13 protein-coding genes are annotated in these 15,080 nt (G+C 64.6%); 6 read left to right on the top strand and 7 right to left on the bottom strand.

Annotated elements, in window-relative coordinates; translation table 11 throughout:
* Positions 1–26: 26 nt before the first annotated feature.
* The 3 genes from AXZ77_RS06065 to AXZ77_RS06055 form a co-directional block, all read right to left on the bottom strand.
* Entirely contained in the window at positions 27–1,097 is a 1,071-nt protein-coding gene (locus AXZ77_RS06065) for an acyltransferase (protein WP_098410448.1), read from the bottom strand.
* 130 nt (positions 1,098–1,227) lie between these two features.
* The gene (clpX, locus tag AXZ77_RS06060) at positions 1,228–2,493 is read right to left on the bottom strand and encodes an ATP-dependent Clp protease ATP-binding subunit ClpX (RefSeq protein WP_098410447.1); all 1,266 of its coding nucleotides are present in this window, start codon (positions 2,491–2,493) and stop codon (positions 1,228–1,230) included.
* A 118-nt stretch (positions 2,494–2,611) separates the two neighbouring features.
* Positions 2,612–3,241, bottom strand: coding sequence for an ATP-dependent Clp protease proteolytic subunit (locus AXZ77_RS06055; protein WP_078519545.1), 630 nt, complete (start codon positions 3,239–3,241; stop codon positions 2,612–2,614).
* A gap of 295 nt (positions 3,242–3,536) precedes the next feature.
* Between AXZ77_RS06055 and AXZ77_RS06050 the strand changes: the two genes are divergently transcribed.
* Entirely contained in the window at positions 3,537–6,047 is a 2,511-nt protein-coding gene (locus tag AXZ77_RS06050) for a methyl-accepting chemotaxis protein (protein ID WP_098410446.1), read from the top strand.
* A gap of 42 nt (positions 6,048–6,089) precedes the next feature.
* On the opposite strand, the gene AXZ77_RS06045 is transcribed toward AXZ77_RS06050, so the two are convergent.
* Positions 6,090–7,388 (bottom strand): urate hydroxylase PuuD, encoded by a 1,299-nt coding sequence (locus tag AXZ77_RS06045; RefSeq protein ID WP_098410445.1) that lies wholly within the window; start codon positions 7,386–7,388, stop codon positions 6,090–6,092.
* Positions 7,389–7,510: 122 nt separating this feature from the next.
* Positions 7,511–7,867, bottom strand: coding sequence for a hydroxyisourate hydrolase (gene uraH, locus AXZ77_RS06040; protein ID WP_098410444.1), 357 nt, complete (start codon positions 7,865–7,867; stop codon positions 7,511–7,513).
* A gap of 326 nt (positions 7,868–8,193) precedes the next feature.
* Here uraH and AXZ77_RS06035 point away from each other — a divergent pair, with 326 nt between their 5' ends.
* The 5 genes from AXZ77_RS06035 to AXZ77_RS06015 are packed head-to-tail and all read left to right on the top strand — an operon-like array spanning position 8,194 to position 12,912.
* Positions 8,194–8,997: a UDP-2,3-diacylglucosamine diphosphatase gene (locus tag AXZ77_RS06035; protein WP_098410443.1), complete on the top strand. Its 804-nt coding sequence runs from the start codon at positions 8,194–8,196 to the stop codon at positions 8,995–8,997.
* The gene (locus tag AXZ77_RS06030) at positions 8,994–10,133 is read left to right on the top strand and encodes a ceramide glucosyltransferase (RefSeq protein WP_098410442.1); all 1,140 of its coding nucleotides are present in this window, start codon (positions 8,994–8,996) and stop codon (positions 10,131–10,133) included. The genes AXZ77_RS06035 and AXZ77_RS06030 overlap by 4 nt, the downstream gene beginning before the upstream one ends.
* A 4-nt stretch (positions 10,134–10,137) precedes the next feature.
* Positions 10,138–10,713, top strand: coding sequence for a DedA family protein (locus tag AXZ77_RS06025; RefSeq protein ID WP_098410441.1), 576 nt, complete (start codon positions 10,138–10,140; stop codon positions 10,711–10,713).
* Positions 10,710–11,453 carry a glycosyltransferase gene (locus tag AXZ77_RS06020; protein WP_098410440.1) on the top strand — a complete coding sequence of 248 codons (744 nt, stop codon included), beginning with the start codon at positions 10,710–10,712 and terminating at the stop codon, positions 11,451–11,453. The genes AXZ77_RS06025 and AXZ77_RS06020 overlap by 4 nt, the downstream gene beginning before the upstream one ends.
* Positions 11,454–11,487: 34 nt before the next feature.
* Positions 11,488–12,912: a dihydrolipoyl dehydrogenase gene (locus tag AXZ77_RS06015; protein ID WP_098410439.1), complete on the top strand. Its 1,425-nt coding sequence runs from the start codon at positions 11,488–11,490 to the stop codon at positions 12,910–12,912.
* On the opposite strand, the gene AXZ77_RS06010 is transcribed toward AXZ77_RS06015, so the two are convergent.
* Positions 12,909–13,661 (bottom strand): 3-keto-5-aminohexanoate cleavage protein, encoded by a 753-nt coding sequence (locus AXZ77_RS06010; RefSeq protein WP_098410438.1) that lies wholly within the window; start codon positions 13,659–13,661, stop codon positions 12,909–12,911. The two genes, AXZ77_RS06015 and AXZ77_RS06010, sit on opposite strands and share 4 nt — an antisense overlap.
* On the bottom strand, positions 13,658–14,980 hold the full coding sequence (locus tag AXZ77_RS06005) for an aspartate aminotransferase family protein (protein WP_098410437.1): 1,323 nt from the start codon (positions 14,978–14,980) through the stop codon (positions 13,658–13,660). The genes AXZ77_RS06010 and AXZ77_RS06005 overlap by 4 nt, the downstream gene beginning before the upstream one ends.
* Positions 14,981–15,080: the final 100 nt, after the last annotated feature.

Here is a 15,080-nt window from a genome sequence, read left to right as displayed (position 1 = left end):
GTCGAGGTCCAGTGCCCGTGCGGGGATCAGGGCGTCTGCGAGGCGGAATTTGCCTGCGGAATTGGCTTGCGGCGCAGAATTCTCATCGCCGGACGCTCGACCCAGTGCCAAGACAGCACCGCGAGCGCGAGGGTGATCGGCGTGGCGAGCGCGATATTCGAAAGCGGGCCCATCTCGCCCAAGAGCGCCACGACCAGCCCCTGCATCGGGAAGGCGTAGATATAGACACCGTAGGAATAGTCCCCTGCCCGGTTGAACTCGCGCAGACGTCCCGAAGGCAGCCCCGCGAGCCAGAGCGCACCGTAGGAGGTGGCGAGCGCCATCGCAGGATACGCCAGAGGGCCATGCGCGGAGATCACCGCCACAACGACGAGGCCAAATGCAATGATCGCCGAAGCGGGAATACGCGCGCGCATCAGGTAAAGCGCCATGCCAAGGAAGAAGGGCAGCCCCGGATACCAGAGCGAGCGGAGCGCATAAGCGCCTGTAAACTCGAGCCCTTCGGTCTGGCGCAGCGCGAAAAGCCCCACCGCGACAGCCCCCATCAGCGGAAGCGGTTTGCGCAACAGGCCCAGCACCCCGATCAGCGCCACGACCACATAGAGCCGCATCTCGACGGGTAGCGTCCAGAGCGAACCCTGAACGGTCGGATAGGGATTATTCTCGAACACGCCGGGCAGATGGTAGTCGAGCCGGAGCAAGCTCACATTGCCAAGCCACGCCCGCCATGTGTCGGTCGAGGCGAGATAGTCCATCGGGGACAGCCGCGTGAGAACCGGCCCCATGATGAAGGTCACCAGAGAAATCGAGACGATCAGCCCGGGGTAGATGCGCGCGATGCGGGCGCGGACGTAGCGCCACGGGCTGCTGGAGCGCTCGAAGCTCGCCGAGATCAGAAAACCCGAGATCGCGAAAAAGACGAAGACCGCAAGAGCGCCGAGGCTGAAGCCGGTGGTCGCTTCCAGCGGCTCCAGCGCCTGCGGCCCGAGGCTGATCGGCCAGGCATGCGACACGAGCACGCAGAATGCCGCGACCAGACGGATCAGATTTAGATTATTGTCCTGCCCCGTCGCGAGCGGTGCAAAGCTCTGCCTCATGATAGTGCCCTTCTGCGCGGGGATTGCGCGCGAGATTAACGCAAACCGCGCCGCGCGAGAAGAAACATGTCGCAAACGCAAAGGGGCGAGCCGAAGCTCGCCCCTTGTCCAATCTTTGGCAGCGCCGCGATCAGCTCGCCGATTTGCCTTCTTTCTTGGCTTCGGCATAGATCAGCAACGGCTTGGAGTCGCTCTGGGTCACGGCCTCTTCGTTGACCACGACCTCTTCGACCTCTTCCATGCCCGGGAGTTCGAACATCGTGTCGAGCAGGATGTCTTCCATGATCGAACGCAGGCCGCGTGCGCCGGTCTTCCGCTCGATCGCCTTGTTGGCGATGGCGGTCAGCGCATCGTCGGTGAAGGTCAGCGACACGCCCTCGATCTCGAAGAGACGCTGATACTGTTTCACCAGCGCGTTCTTCGGCTCGGTCAGGATCGTCACCAGCGCCTCGGCGTCGAGATCGGTGAGCGTCGCGATGACCGGCAGACGGCCGACGAATTCCGGGATCAGGCCGAATTTCAGCAGGTCTTCGGGTTCGAGATCCTTGAACAGCTCGCCAATGTTGCGGTCTTCGCTGTCTTTCACATCCGCGCCGAAGCCCATCGCCGAGCCCTTGCCGCGCTGCGCGATGATCCGGTCGAGGCCCGCGAAAGCGCCACCACAGATGAACAGGATGTTCGTCGTGTCGACCTGCAGGAATTCCTGCTGCGGATGCTTACGCCCGCCCTGCGGCGGCACGGAGGCCACGGTGCCTTCCATGATCTTCAGAAGCGCCTGCTGCACACCTTCGCCCGACACGTCGCGCGTTATGGACGGGTTGTCCGACTTGCGGGTGATCTTGTCGACCTCGTCGATATAGACGATGCCGCGCTGCGCCCGCTCGACGTTGTATTCCGAAGCCTGAAGCAGCTTGAGAATGATGTTCTCCACATCCTCGCCCACGTAACCGGCTTCGGTCAGCGTGGTCGCATCCGCCATCGTGAAGGGCACATCGAGGATGCGCGCCAGCGTCTGGGCGAGAAGCGTCTTGCCGCAGCCCGTCGGGCCGATCAGCAGGATGTTCGACTTCGCCAGTTCGATGTCGGTCTTCGTGCCGTGATTGAGGCGCTTGTAGTGGTTGTGCACCGCGACCGAGAGCACGCGCTTGGCATGTTCCTGACCGATCACGTAATCGTCGAGCACCTGGCAGATATCGCGCGGGGTCGGCACGCCATCGGTGGATTTCAGCCCGGCCGATTTCGTCTCCTCGCGGATGATGTCCATGCACAGCTCGACGCATTCGTCACAGATGAACACGGTCGGGCCCGCGATCAGCTTGCGGACCTCATGCTGGCTTTTGCCGCAGAACGAGCAGTAGAGCGTGTTCTTGCTGTCGGAGCCGTTCGAGTTCGCCATCTCTTACCTCTGCTGCCCGGGCTGCCCCCGGGCTTCGTGAATTGGCCTGTCCCATCAAGACTAGGACAGGCCAACCGTCACCTCAATGTCAAAATCGCCCCGAAGTTAAGCCGGGGGATCACTTTTCTCCGTCGTCGCTGACGCGGCTCTCGAGGATCTCGTCGATCAGACCCCAGGACTTCGCTTCTTCGGCGGACATGAAGTTGTCGCGCTCGAGGCCGGCCTCGATCGTGTCGTAGTCGTTGCCGGTGTGCTTGACGTAGATTTCGTTCAAGCGACGCTTGAGTTTCTCGGTCTCGCGGGCGTGGATCATGATGTCGGTCGCCTGACCCTGATAGCCGCCCGAGGGCTGGTGCACCATGACGCGGCTGTTGGGCAGCGAGAAGCGCATTCCCTTTTCGCCCGCGGTCAGCAGCAGCGAGCCCATCGACGCCGCCTGCCCGATCACCAGGGTCGAGACCTTCGGCTTGATGTATTGCATCGTGTCGTAGATCGAGAGACCCGAGGTCACCACGCCGCCCGGCGAGTTGATATACATCGCGATCTCTTTCTTCGGGTTCTCGGCCTCGAGGAAGAGAAGCTGCGCGCAGATCAGGGTCGACATGCCGTCATGGACCGGCCCCGACAGGAAGATGATGCGCTCTTTCAGCAGGCGCGAGTAGATGTCGTAGGCACGCTCGCCGCGCGAGGTCTGCTCGACCACCATCGGCACCAGCGTGTTCATGTAAAACTCGTGGGGATCTTTCATCTCGGCCCTTCCTGGTCGTTCGACGCTGTTCATAGCGTGTGATCTTTACAGAAGTCTTAGTGACCGCATCGGGGACCTTCAAGGGCGCTGACCCCGCGCGAAGTGCTGCCGCGGCGCAAATATTGGCGGTGGGCGGGTGCGTGTTAATCGCATGGAAAGGGTCTGGACGTAGCGTGTCGGCGATTTTGCGGGAATGCGCCCGTGTGGAAAAATGAGGCGGACATGTCCAAATCCGAGGCTGGTGCAAGCGCCTGGCACACCGTGATGCTCAGCGGGGATCGTGTTCGCGGCGTTGATGACGCTGCTCACGATCAATTCGAACCATCGTCGCGCCAATGAGGCGGCGCGGGCACATCTCGACCAGATCCTGCCGATGCTCGGCGATTCGGTGACGGATTCGCTGATCACGGGGCGGGTTGCGGATGCGACGCATGAGTTGGAGAACGTGCTCGCGGGCTCGGACGGCGCTGGCCAATCCGCAGTCGCGCTCAACAGACGCGGCACGGTTATGGCCGAGGCTGGCGCGCCCGATCCCGCGCTTGTCTCCCTGGCCCAAAGCGCGCTTGAGGCCAACGACAGGGCGATCTCGGCAGATGGGCTGAGCGAGGCGATTCCACTGCGCATTTCCCCGGAGGATCCGCCGATCGCCGCGATTGCCCTGCGCTGGAGTCCGGCCCCCGCCATCGCTCGCGCTCAAAAGGACATGGTGCGCAACCTCTCTTTCACCGCGTTGATTTTCGCGGGCATTCTCGGCGGTGTGATGCTGGGCGTGCGCTGGCTGATCACCCACCCCCTCACCCGCGTGACGGAGGCGATGCGTTCCGTGGCCGGGGGACAGCTCGATACGGACATCCCCGCCACCGGTCGCCGCGACGAAATCGGCGCGATCGCCCGCGCTCTGGGGACCTTCCAGTCCGAGCTCGCGACCGCCGAATCGCATAACCGTGCTGCACGGATGCATAGCGCCGCGCTCGAAAGCGCCACGGTCGCGATCATTCTTACCAACAACGACCACGTCATCACCTTCGCCAATGAGGCGGCCGCGGATTTGCTGCGCCCCTTCGCTGCGGAAATCCGCGCCCACAACCCGGATTTCGATCCCGACAAGCTCTTGGGAACGCGCGCGGATCTCATCTTGCCGGCCGGCACGACAACGGCCGCCGCCCTCGACGATGGCGCGCGCGACACGCTCACGCTCGAAGGACGGATGCGCGCCGGGGCGATTCTCGCCCTCGTCAGCCCCGTCATCGACGAGGCGGGGGAGAAAATCGGCCATGTCTCGCAATGGCGCAACATCACCGAAGAACAGCGAAACGCCTCTCTGATTTCCGCGATCGACGCCAACCTGCTGCGGGTCGACCTGCGCCCTGACGTCACGATCGACTCCGTCAACGACGCATTTGCCGAGGTCTTTGGCGCGCCCCGCGCAAAGATGGAGGGAATGTCCGTCGCCGGTCAGATCACCTTCGAAGGGCAGCCAGTCTGCGAAATCCTCCAGCGCGATCCGCAGCCCTTTGCGGGTATGCTCGTGCTGCGCTGCGCCGATGGCCGTCAGGCCTGGCTCGAAGGCTCGGTCAACCCGATCCTCGACACGGACGGCAAGATGGTCATGTTCAGCGTTCTTGCGAGCGACCGAACGCAACAACATCTGGAAGCCGAAGCCCGGCGGGCCGAGCGCAGCGCGATGATGGCCGCCCAACAGAACATCGTGGAGACGCTGAAATCGGCCTTGGCCGGGCTCTCTGCCGGGGACCTCATGGCCGAGATCACCACCGAATTCGAAGGCGACTACAAGGCTTTGCGCAGCGATTTCAACAGCGCGATCGGCGATCTGCGGGGCGCGATGCGCAAGGTGCTCGAAAATGCCGGATCGATCCGCACCGAGGCGCGGCAAATCTCGTCCAGCTCCGACGACATGGCGCGGCGCACCGAACGGCAGGCAGCCACGCTGGAAGAAACCGCCGCAGCGCTCAACGAGATCACCGCCTCGGTTGAGGCTGCCGCCCGCGCTGCCGGTCGCGCCAACGACCTCGTCGAAACCGCCCGGCGCAGTGCCGAACAAAGCGGCCACGTCGTCTCTGAAGCCGTGCAGGCCATGTCGGAAATCGAACAAAGCTCGGAACAGATCAGCCGGATCACCAGCGTCATCGACGAGATCGCCTTCCAGACCAACCTGCTCGCCCTTAATGCCGGTGTGGAAGCCGCCCGCGCTGGCGAGGCCGGGCGCGGCTTCGCCGTCGTCGCCTCGGAAGTGCGCGCACTCGCGCAACGCTCCTCGGATGCCGCGCGCGAAATCGCCGAACTGATCGCGAACTCCTCGGCGCAGGTAAAGCGCGGCGTCGGCCTCGTGGGCCAAGCGGGCGATGCACTTGGTGGCATCCAGTCCTCCGTCTCAGATCTCCTCGCCTATGTCGCGGACAGTGCAAATGCGACGCAGGAGCAAAGCGCGGGCCTGACCGAAATCAACTCCGCCGTAACGCAGCTCGATCAGGTCACCCAACACAACGCCGCCATGTTCGAAGAAGCGCTCGCCGCGAGCCAGGTTCTCGAACGCGAGGCGATGGAACTCGGCGCGGCAATGGGGCAATTCAAACTTGGCGACGCCGCTCCGGATGAGGGGGTCGATAGCACATCGCCTGCAGAAAAAGCGGCTGTGGCAGAAGCCTTGCCCGAAATGTCCGGGCCCACAGCATCCGCGCCGCACCAATCAGCCCGACCCAAATCGGCTCAGCAGGTCGGTGTGTCGGGCAACACCGCGCTGGCGGTGCCGCCTCCGCCCACAGATGACGATTGGGAGGATTTTTAAGCGAAAAGGGAACGAGCCGACCGCCTCGGCGCGGGACGGCAATCAGGACGCGTTGGGATGGGGTGCAGCGATCGTGGCCTCCGCCCGATCCGTCTCGCTTGCTCGTTGCGTCCCGGCCTCGCCCGCCCGGAACCAAGCCCGGATGGCGGCGCGCTCCTGCGGCTCCATGTAGCTCAAATTCGCGGGGGGCATCGCATCGGTCAGCCCAGCTTGCACATAGATCTGCCGTGCGGCGGCGGCGATTTCGCGCGGCGTCTCCAGCTTGATGCCCTTCGGCGCATGACCGATCCCTTCATAGCCGGGCTCGTTCGCATGGCACATCGAACAGCGCCCCATGACGATCCCGCTCACCTCGTCGAAACCGGGCGCCGCGGCGAAGCGTTGCTCGAAGGGGGTAAGCATTGCGCTGTCCTCCATGTCCTCGCCAGCATCCGCTTTCGGGATCGAGGATAGCCAAACGATCGCGACGAACAGCGCCGCGGTCGCACCCCATGTCCACCAGGGCTTTCCCTTATGGGCGTGATGGGTGTTGAAGAAATGCCGGATCGTCACGCCCATCAGGAACACCAGAGAGGCGATCAGCCAGTTATACGCGCTCGCGAAGGCCAGCGGATAATGGTTCGACAGCATCAGGAAGATGACCGGCAGCGTCAGGTAGTTGTTATGCGTCGAGCGCTGTTTGGCGATCTTGCCGTATTTCGGATCGGGCGTGCGCCCCGCCATGAGATCGGCGACCACGATCTTCTGGTTCGGAATAATGATCAGGAACACATTCGCGGTCATGATCGTCGCGGTGAAGGCGCCCAGATGCAGCAGCGCCGCACGGCCGGAGAAGACCTGCGTATAGCCCCAGGCCATCGCGACGAGAATGACATAGAGCCCCAGCATCAGCCGCGTGTTATTCTCGCCAAAGCTCGACTTGCAGATCAGGTCGTAGAGGAGCCAACCCAGCGCGAGCGAGCCGATCGAAATCAGGATCGCCTCCCAAACGGGCAGCTCCATCACCCGCGGATCGATCAGGTAGAACTGCGCCTGCGTCCAATACAGAACCACCATCATCGCAAAGCCCGAAAGCCACGTCATGTAGCTTTCCCATTTGAACCAGGTCAGCCGGTCGGGCATCTGCGCAGGTGCGACGAGGTATTTCTGAATATGGTAAAAGCCGCCGCCATGGACCTGCCAGGCCGCGCCATGCACGCCCTTGGGGGCACCGGGCTCGGGCACCAGCCCCAGATCAAGCGCGATGAAATAGAAGGACGACCCGATCCACGCGATCGCGGTGATCACATGCAGCCAGCGTACCGCGAACTGCACCCATTCCAGAAAAAACGTGTAATCCATCCGTCATCCTTCGTTTTGCGCCCAGAGTTTCCCAAGCCACGCCCGAGCGCAAGCGATGGCGCGGCGGAACCGCCCGAATTTTGTCCGGTTGCTCAAATCGCAAGCAGATGGAGGACCCGCGCTCAGCTGCCGCGATAAGTGGAGTAGCCGTAAGGCGAGAGCAGAAGCGGCACGTGGCAATGCGCCTCGGCGTCATTCATGCCGAAGCGGATCGGGATTTCATCGAGGAAAAGCGGCTCTGCCGCCCCCTGCCCGCTCGCCCTCAGATAGTCGCCCGCGGCGAAAACCAGTTCGAACTTGCCGGTGCGAAACCGCTCCACCGGCAGGATCGGCGAGTCGGTGCGCCCATCGGCATTCGTCACCATCTCGGCCAGCGGCACACGGCCTGCCTCGTCGAGCGCGAAGAGCGTGATCTTGAGCCCTTCCGCCGGGCATCCCCGTGCCGTGTCGAGCACATGGGTGGTCAGATATCCTGCCATCGCGTTCTCCTTCGCCAATCGTCGAGACCGCGACCACTATGCTTACGGGTGAAACAAACCGCAAGATATCGTGCGCTCACCGGAAGTTGCTTAGTATTTCACATCCTTATGGTTGATCACCGCACAGCTGCCTCTAGGTGACATTACAGGTTCACGGAGCCGTCACATCCATGTCACGTCGAAAGGCGATGGGCAGCGCAGCAACGAGCGGAAGGACCCTATGGGCCATAACATACAGCCTGTGATTTTCCTGACTGTTTCCGCTCCGCTTCTCCGCGCAGGCGCCGGTTGCCTGCCCCTCCCCGCAGATCCACCGGAGATGTGACATGAGCCGATCGCGCCATCACAACAAACAACGCTACCGCAGCCTTTTCCTGTCGGATTTCCACCTCGGATCGCGCGGGTGCAGCCCCGGCCCGATCCTCGATTTCCTGCAAAGCGTTCAGGCCGACGCGATCTACCTCGTCGGCGACATCCTCGATCTCTGGCATGGCGGGCCCGTGCAATGGAGCGAGATCCATGCCGAGATCATCGAGACCCTCGAAGCCCATGCCGAGGCCGGGACGCGCATCGTCTATCTGCCCGGCAATCACGATGCGGCGCTGCGTGCGCCGGGGATGAATTTCCTCAGTTTCGAGCTGACCGAGACGGCGCTGCATGTCGGCGCGGACGGGCAACGCTACCTCATCGTGCATGGCGATCAATGCGACGCGCGTATCCTGCGCTGGCACGCGATGACCCGTTTCGGGAGCCGGATGGACGCGCTGTTTCGCGGCATCGATGCGTGGCTGCGCCGTCGCCGCGACGTGTCTGAGACCGAGCGCACCCTGATCCAGCTTGCGATCGAAGGCATCAATCAGCTGATCGCGCGCGGCTCGGGCTATGAGCATCGCTTGATCGCGCTGGCCTCCGAAGCCGGGGTCGACGGGATCATCTGCGGCCACTCGCACAAGCCTGCTTTGCGCGATGTCGACGGGCTGACCTATGCCAATTGCGGCGATTGGGTGGACAGCCTGACCGCCCTGGCCGAGGATAGTTCCGGCGCATTGCAACTTCTTCAATGGGGCGCGGAGCCCGCTGCGGTCACCGAGACCGGCACCCGCCCCGCCGTCGCAAAGGTTCGCGCATGACGATCGTTCTGCTCTCCCTCGCAGCCCTTCTGGGCCTCACCCTCACGGCGCATCTTCTCAGCGCTGCGATGACCGCATGGCGCGAGTCCCGCCCGCCGAAGCCGGTGCCCGACGACCTGCCTTTCATCGCGCTGATGCGCCCGGTCTGCGGGGTCGATCCCTTCGATGCCGAGACGCTGGGCTCCTCCTTCAACCTCGACTATCCGAATTACGAGGTGATCTTCTGCGCGCCGTCGGAGCGCGACCCCGCCTGCGCACTGGTCCGCCGCCTGATCGAAGAGAACCCGCAGGTGCGCGCACGGCTTCTGACCGGGCTCGACGCGGTGTCGGGCAATCCGAAGCTGAACAATCTGCACAAGGGGCTGTCGGCGACCGAGGCGGAGTGGCTCGCGATGGCCGACAGCAATCTGCTCTTGCCGCGCGACTACCTGCAGCGGCTGGCGGCGGAGTGGCGGCCCGGCACAGGGCTCGTATCCGCCCCGCCGGTGGCCGAGCGCCCGGGCAATCTCTGGGGCGCGGTGGAGGCGGCTTTCCTCAACACCAATCAGGCGCGCTGGCAGGTGACCGCCGACATGATCGGGATGGGCTTCGCGCAAGGAAAATCGCTGTTCTGGCGGCGCGACATCCTGATGGCGGGCGGCGGTTTCGCGGCGCTCGGGCGCAACATGGCCGAAGATGTGGCCTCGACCAAGCTGGTGCGCCGTCAGGGCCTGAAGGTGCGGCTGACGCGGCACCTTTTCGCGCAACCGATCGGGATGCGCTCGGCCCGCGCGGTCTGGGACCGCCAGCTGCGCTGGTCCAAGGTGCGCCGCGACGGGTTCGTGATGATTTTCGCAGCCGAGATCGCGCAGGGCCCGTTCCTGCCCTTCCTCGCCGCGCTTGCCCTGGCCGCGTTGGGCGCGATGCCGTGGATCGCCCTGCCGCTTCTGGTGGCGCTGTGGTACGGTGCCGAGGTGCTGCTCGCCCGGATCGCCGGCTGGCCTGCCTCGGCGCGCGACATTGCGGGCTTCGCGATCCGCGACGCGATGCTGCCCGCGCTGTGGCTGATGACTTGGTTCGGGCGCGATTTCACCTGGCGCGGCAATGACATGACCCACCGGGACGTCGCCCGCAGCGACGCCCCCGTCACGGAGTAACCTGATGATCGGCCTCGAGACGATCTCCGTATTGATGGCGAAACACGGCCTGGCCGTGCTGGCGCCGATTGCGGTGCTCGAAGGGCCGATCGTGACGGTGATCGCGGCGTGGCTCGCCAGCCAGAACATGTTCTCGGTCTGGTCGGTCGCGATCATCGTGATCCTTGCCGATCTCGTCGGCGATCTGGGGCTCTATGCGCTTGGCCGATGGGGGCTGAACCGGATGCCCAAGAAGTGGCGCGACAAGCTGGGCCTGAGCCGCGCGCGGCTCGTGAGCGCGGCGCGGCACTTCCAGAACAAGGGGATCAAGACGCTGGTCTTCGGCAAGCTGACCCATTCGGCGGGCGCGCCGGTGCTGGTCGCGGCCGGAGTCGCGCGGATGAATGTCTGGGTCTTCCTGCTCACGAACCTGATCGCCACGATCCCGAAATCGCTGGCCTTCGTGGCGCTCGGCTATTGGCTCGGCTCGCATATCGGGAAGATCGACAGCTGGCTGTCGAAAGGCTCGCTGATCCTGCTGGTCGTGATCATTCTCGGTGGCACGATCTGGTTCTATCGCCGCAAGAGGTCGCACACATGACGACGATCACCTGCATTCTGCCCGCCTATAACGAGGCCCCGCGGATCGGCGCGGTGCTGGAGCGTGTGCTGGACCATCGCCAGATCGCCGAGGTGATCGTGATCGACGACGGCTCGAGCGATGGCACCGCCGAGATCGCCGAAGGCTATCGCGACGCCCATCCGCATCTGCGGGTGCTGCGCCAGACGCAGAACGGCGGGAAAACCGCAGCCGTGGCTGCCGGGATCGCGGAGGCCGCAGGCAGCCACCTGCTGCTGCTCGACAGCGATCTGCTGGGGCTGACCCATGCCGATCTGGGCGCGCTGATCGCGCCGGTGGCGAATGGGGAGGCCGATGTCACGATCAGCCTGCGCCGCAACGCGCCGCGCATCTGGCGGGTGATCGGGCTCGATTACATCTCGGGCGAGCGAGTGATCCCGCGCGAGATGCTGGACGAACGGCTGGAGGCGCTCAACGCCCTGCCCCGCTTCGGGCTGGAAGTGTTCATGAACCGGCTGTGGATCGCAGAGCGCGCCCGGATCGCCGTCGTCTCCTGGCCCGGCGTCGACAGTCCGATGAAATCCGCGAAGCTGGGCAATTGGCGCGCGGGCGTCGCCGCCGACGCACGCATGATCCGCGATATCTTCCGCACCATCGCGCCGCATCGCGCGCTCGGCCAGATCGTGGCGATGCGCAGCCTGCGGGTTCGCGGCGAGGCGCAGGCTTTACCGCGCAAGTGGTTGGAACGTATACCTCGCTGAACGGTTCGGTTCACGACAGATCAGCGGAGGTTTCATGTCACAACACGCGCGCGTCGTTATCATCGGTTCTGGCTCGGCCGGGCTGTCTGCCCTGCGCGAAGTGCGCCATGCGACCGATGACTTCCTGATCGTCAACGACGGCCATTGGGGCACGACCTGTGCCGAAAGCGGCTGCATGCCCTCCAAGGCGCTGATCGAAGCCGCCAACGCCTTCCACCGCCGCCACGATTTCGAGGCCTTCGGGATTTCCGGCGCCGAGGCGCTGCGCATCGATGTGCCCGCCGTGATGGCGCGGATGAAACGGATGCGCGACGGGTTCACGAAATCCCCGCGCAAGGTCCCCAAAGCCCTTGGCGACAAGGCGATCTCGGGCCGCGCGACTCTCCTTGGTCCGAACCGGATCGAGATCGCGGGCCATGGCGAGGTCACCGCCGATGCGATCATCCTCGCGACGGGCTCGTCGCCGGTGCTGCCGGGGCCGTGGAAGACCTTTGGTGAGCGCATCCTGACCACCGATACGCTGTTCACTCTCGACGATCTGCCCAAGCGGATCGCGGTGATCGGCATGGGCGCGATCGGGGTGGAGCTGGCACAGGCGATGGCGCGGATGGGGATCGAGGTCGCGGGCTTCGATGCATTGGAAAGCGTCGCCGGCATGACCGACCCCGAGGTCGCAGCACTCCTGCGCGACGCGATCGCGGCGGAGCTGCCGCTGCATCTGGGCGCCCCGGCAGAGATTTCCGAAGGCAATGCGGGCAGCCTGATCGTGAAAGGCGCAGGCGGCGCGGAATTCGAGGCCGACGCCGTGCTCGCCGCGATGGGCCGCCGCCCCAATATCGCGGGGCTCGGGCTGGAGACGCTGGGCGTGCCGCTCGACGATCACGGGATGCCCGAGGTCGACGCCTCCACCACCCAGATCGGCGATCTACGAGTGTTCCTCGCGGGCGACGCGAACGCGATCCGCCCAATCCTGCACGAAGCCGCCGATGAGGGGCACATCGCGGGGCGCAACGCGGTGACCGAGACCCCGCGCTGCTATCGCCGCCGGACCTCGATGGCCATCGCCTTCAGCGCGCCCAATGCGGTGCGCGTGGGGCAAAGCTTCAAGGATCTGAACGGGCAGGACATCCTGATCGGCAGCGCGGATTTCGCGACGCAATCGCGCGCGCGGCTGGCCGAGGAAGCCTATGGAATGATCCGCATCTACGCCGTGCCCGAGAGCGGCAAGCTGCTGGGCTGCGAGATGGCGCTGCCCGAGGGCGAGCATTTCGCGCATCTCTTCGGCCTCGCGATCCAGTCGGGCATGAGCGCTTATGACATGCTGGCGATGCCTTTCTATCACCCGGTGGTCGAGGAAGGCCTGCGCAGCGCCCTGCGCGACATCGCCCGGCAACTGCCCGAGGAAGACCGGTCGGACCTCGCCGATTGCCCCGAGAAAGGGCATCCGGCGCTCGATTAAAGGGCTGCGATCTCGGCCACGCGCGCGGCGTTGTCGGGCGCGGTGGTGCCGTCCGCCATCACCAGCGAGTTCTCGAACCCGACGCGCGCCTTGCCACCCTTGGCGAGCGCATTGCGCAGGCAGTCGGTTTCGCCCGAACCGAAGGCGCAGATCGCCCAGTCGGGGGTGATCGCCTCGGCCTGCATCCAGTCGAGGAAGGGGTCGAGCATCGCAGGCGTCGAGACCTGCCCGGCGATATAGCGGCCCATCACGAAGATCAGTTGCAGCTCCGGATCGCGCAGCAGGCGGTCGGGCAGGACGCGTGCCAGCGCCTCGGCATCCTCGCGGGAATAGAGGATATGCTGGACCCTGATGCCGCGCTCGGCGGCTTCCTCGTAGAATTTCATCGCCAGCAATTCATGATCGCGCAGCATCTCGCGCGCCGAGACCGAGACCATCTTAGCGCCCGAGTTCAGCGCGACATAGCGCTGGTGTCCGGGTTCGTAGCGGCCCGCAGCCTCGGTGGTGATCTGAGTCGCCATCTCACCCAGAAGCGGACGCAGATGGGCCAGCGCCTCGGCATAGGCGCCACTATCGAGCAGGTGCCCGCCCGCATCGTCGCGCAGATGCAGATGCAGCGCCCCTGCCCCGGCGTCGCGGCAGGCCAGCGCGGTCTGCGCAATCTCGTCCAAGGTGATCGGCAGCGCCGGGTGGTCGGTCTTCGTCTTGGTCGCCCCGTTCGGCGCGACCATGATATGCGGCAGGCTCACCCGAGAACCTCGCGGATCGCGGTGCCGAGCTTTTCCACCAATTCCCCGATCTGGTCGTCGGTGATGATGAAGGGCGGCGCGAGCAGGATGTGGTCGCCGCGCTGGCCGTCGATCGTGCCCCCCATCGGGTAGCAGACGAGCCCCGCCTCGAAGGCCGCCGCCTTGAGCTTCTTGTTGATCGCCTTGGCCGGGTCCATCGGCTCTTTCGTGGCACGGTCGGCCACGATTTCCAGCCCGCGGAACATGCCGCGCCCGCGGATGTCGCCGATATTGGGATGCTGGCCGAACGCCTCACGCAGCGCCGCGTCGAGCACTTCGCCCTGCTGCGCCGCCCGCGCGACGAGCCCGCCCTCGGTCAGTTTCTTCACCACGGCATCACCGGCGGCGGTTGCGGTCGGGTGGCCGATATAGGTGTGGCCGTGCTGGAAGAAGCCCGAGCCGTTGACGAAGGCGTCGTAAATCTCGGAGGTGCAGAGCGCCGCCCCGATGGGCTGGTAACCCGCGCCGAGCCCCTTTGCGATGGTGACGATATCGGGCGCGATCCCGTCCTGCTCGCAGGCGAACAGCGTGCCGGTCCGGCCCATCCCGCACATGACCTCGTCGAGGATCAGCAGGATGCCGTATTGGTCGCAGATCTCGCGGATACGCTTTAAATAGCCCTTCACCGGCGGCACTGCGCCCATCGTGGCGCCGACGACCGGCTCGGCGATGAAGCCGATCACGTTCTCCGCCCCGAGGCGCTGAATCTCGGCCTCCAGCTCGTTGGCGACGCGCAGACCGTATTCCTCGGCGGTCTCGCCTTCCTCGCGCCAGCGGTATTCATGCACGGGCGCGATGTGGCTCACGTCGATCAGCAGCGGGTTGAATTTCTCGCGGCGCCACGCATTGCCGCCAGCGGCCAGCGCGCCCAGCGTGTTGCCGTGATAGGACTGGCGGCGCGCGATGAAATGCGACCGGCTCGGCTCGCCCTTCTCGACGAAATACTGCCGCGCCATCTTGAGTGCGCTTTCCACAGCCTCCGATCCCCCGGACGTGAAATAGACGCGGTCGAGGCTCCCCGGTGCGTGAGCGATAAGGCGGTCGGCTAGCCGTTCGGCGGGTGCGGAGGTGAAGAAACCGGTATGCGCGAAGGCGATATTGTCGATCTGATCCTTGATCGCGGCAATCACGTCAGCGTCAGAGTGACCGAGGCAGGACACCGCCGCGCCCCCGGACCCATCGAGATATCGCTTCCCGTTGGCATCGAGGATGTAGATACCGTCGCCCTTTACCGCCAAGGGCGCGTTGGACTTCGTGTGGCGCGGGAATACGTGACTCATGTCGGTCCCTCCTTCGGGACAAGAATGCGTGAGGATCGCTGATTGCCCCATGAAACATATGTTTTACGCATTGACAATATATGAAACAATTGAAACGGTC

Origin of the sequence: Thioclava sp. ES.031, from assembly GCF_002563775.1 — a bacterium.
Taxonomy (GTDB): domain Bacteria; phylum Pseudomonadota; class Alphaproteobacteria; order Rhodobacterales; family Rhodobacteraceae; genus Thioclava.
This window is presented reverse-complemented; position numbering and strand designations above follow the sequence as displayed.

Coding starts and splice junctions, on each gene's coding strand:
- AXZ77_RS06020 (WP_098410440.1), top strand. CDS start 10,710: ATGACGACGATCACCTGCATTCTGCCCGCCTATAACGAGGCCCCGCGG.
- AXZ77_RS06065 (WP_098410448.1), bottom strand. CDS start 1,097: ATGAGGCAGAGCTTTGCACCGCTCGCGACGGGGCAGGACAATAATCTA.
- uraH (WP_098410444.1), bottom strand. CDS start 7,867: ATGGCAGGATATCTGACCACCCATGTGCTCGACACGGCACGGGGATGC.
- AXZ77_RS06005 (WP_098410437.1), bottom strand. CDS start 14,980: ATGAGTCACGTATTCCCGCGCCACACGAAGTCCAACGCGCCCTTGGCG.
- AXZ77_RS06055 (WP_078519545.1), bottom strand. CDS start 3,241: ATGAAAGATCCCCACGAGTTTTACATGAACACGCTGGTGCCGATGGTG.
- AXZ77_RS06015 (WP_098410439.1), top strand. CDS start 11,488: ATGTCACAACACGCGCGCGTCGTTATCATCGGTTCTGGCTCGGCCGGG.
- clpX (WP_098410447.1), bottom strand. CDS start 2,493: ATGGCGAACTCGAACGGCTCCGACAGCAAGAACACGCTCTACTGCTCG.
- AXZ77_RS06035 (WP_098410443.1), top strand. CDS start 8,194: ATGAGCCGATCGCGCCATCACAACAAACAACGCTACCGCAGCCTTTTC.
- AXZ77_RS06050 (WP_098410446.1), top strand. CDS start 3,537: ATGACGCTGCTCACGATCAATTCGAACCATCGTCGCGCCAATGAGGCG.
- AXZ77_RS06025 (WP_098410441.1), top strand. CDS start 10,138: ATGATCGGCCTCGAGACGATCTCCGTATTGATGGCGAAACACGGCCTG.
- AXZ77_RS06030 (WP_098410442.1), top strand. CDS start 8,994: ATGACGATCGTTCTGCTCTCCCTCGCAGCCCTTCTGGGCCTCACCCTC.
- AXZ77_RS06045 (WP_098410445.1), bottom strand. CDS start 7,388: ATGGATTACACGTTTTTTCTGGAATGGGTGCAGTTCGCGGTACGCTGG.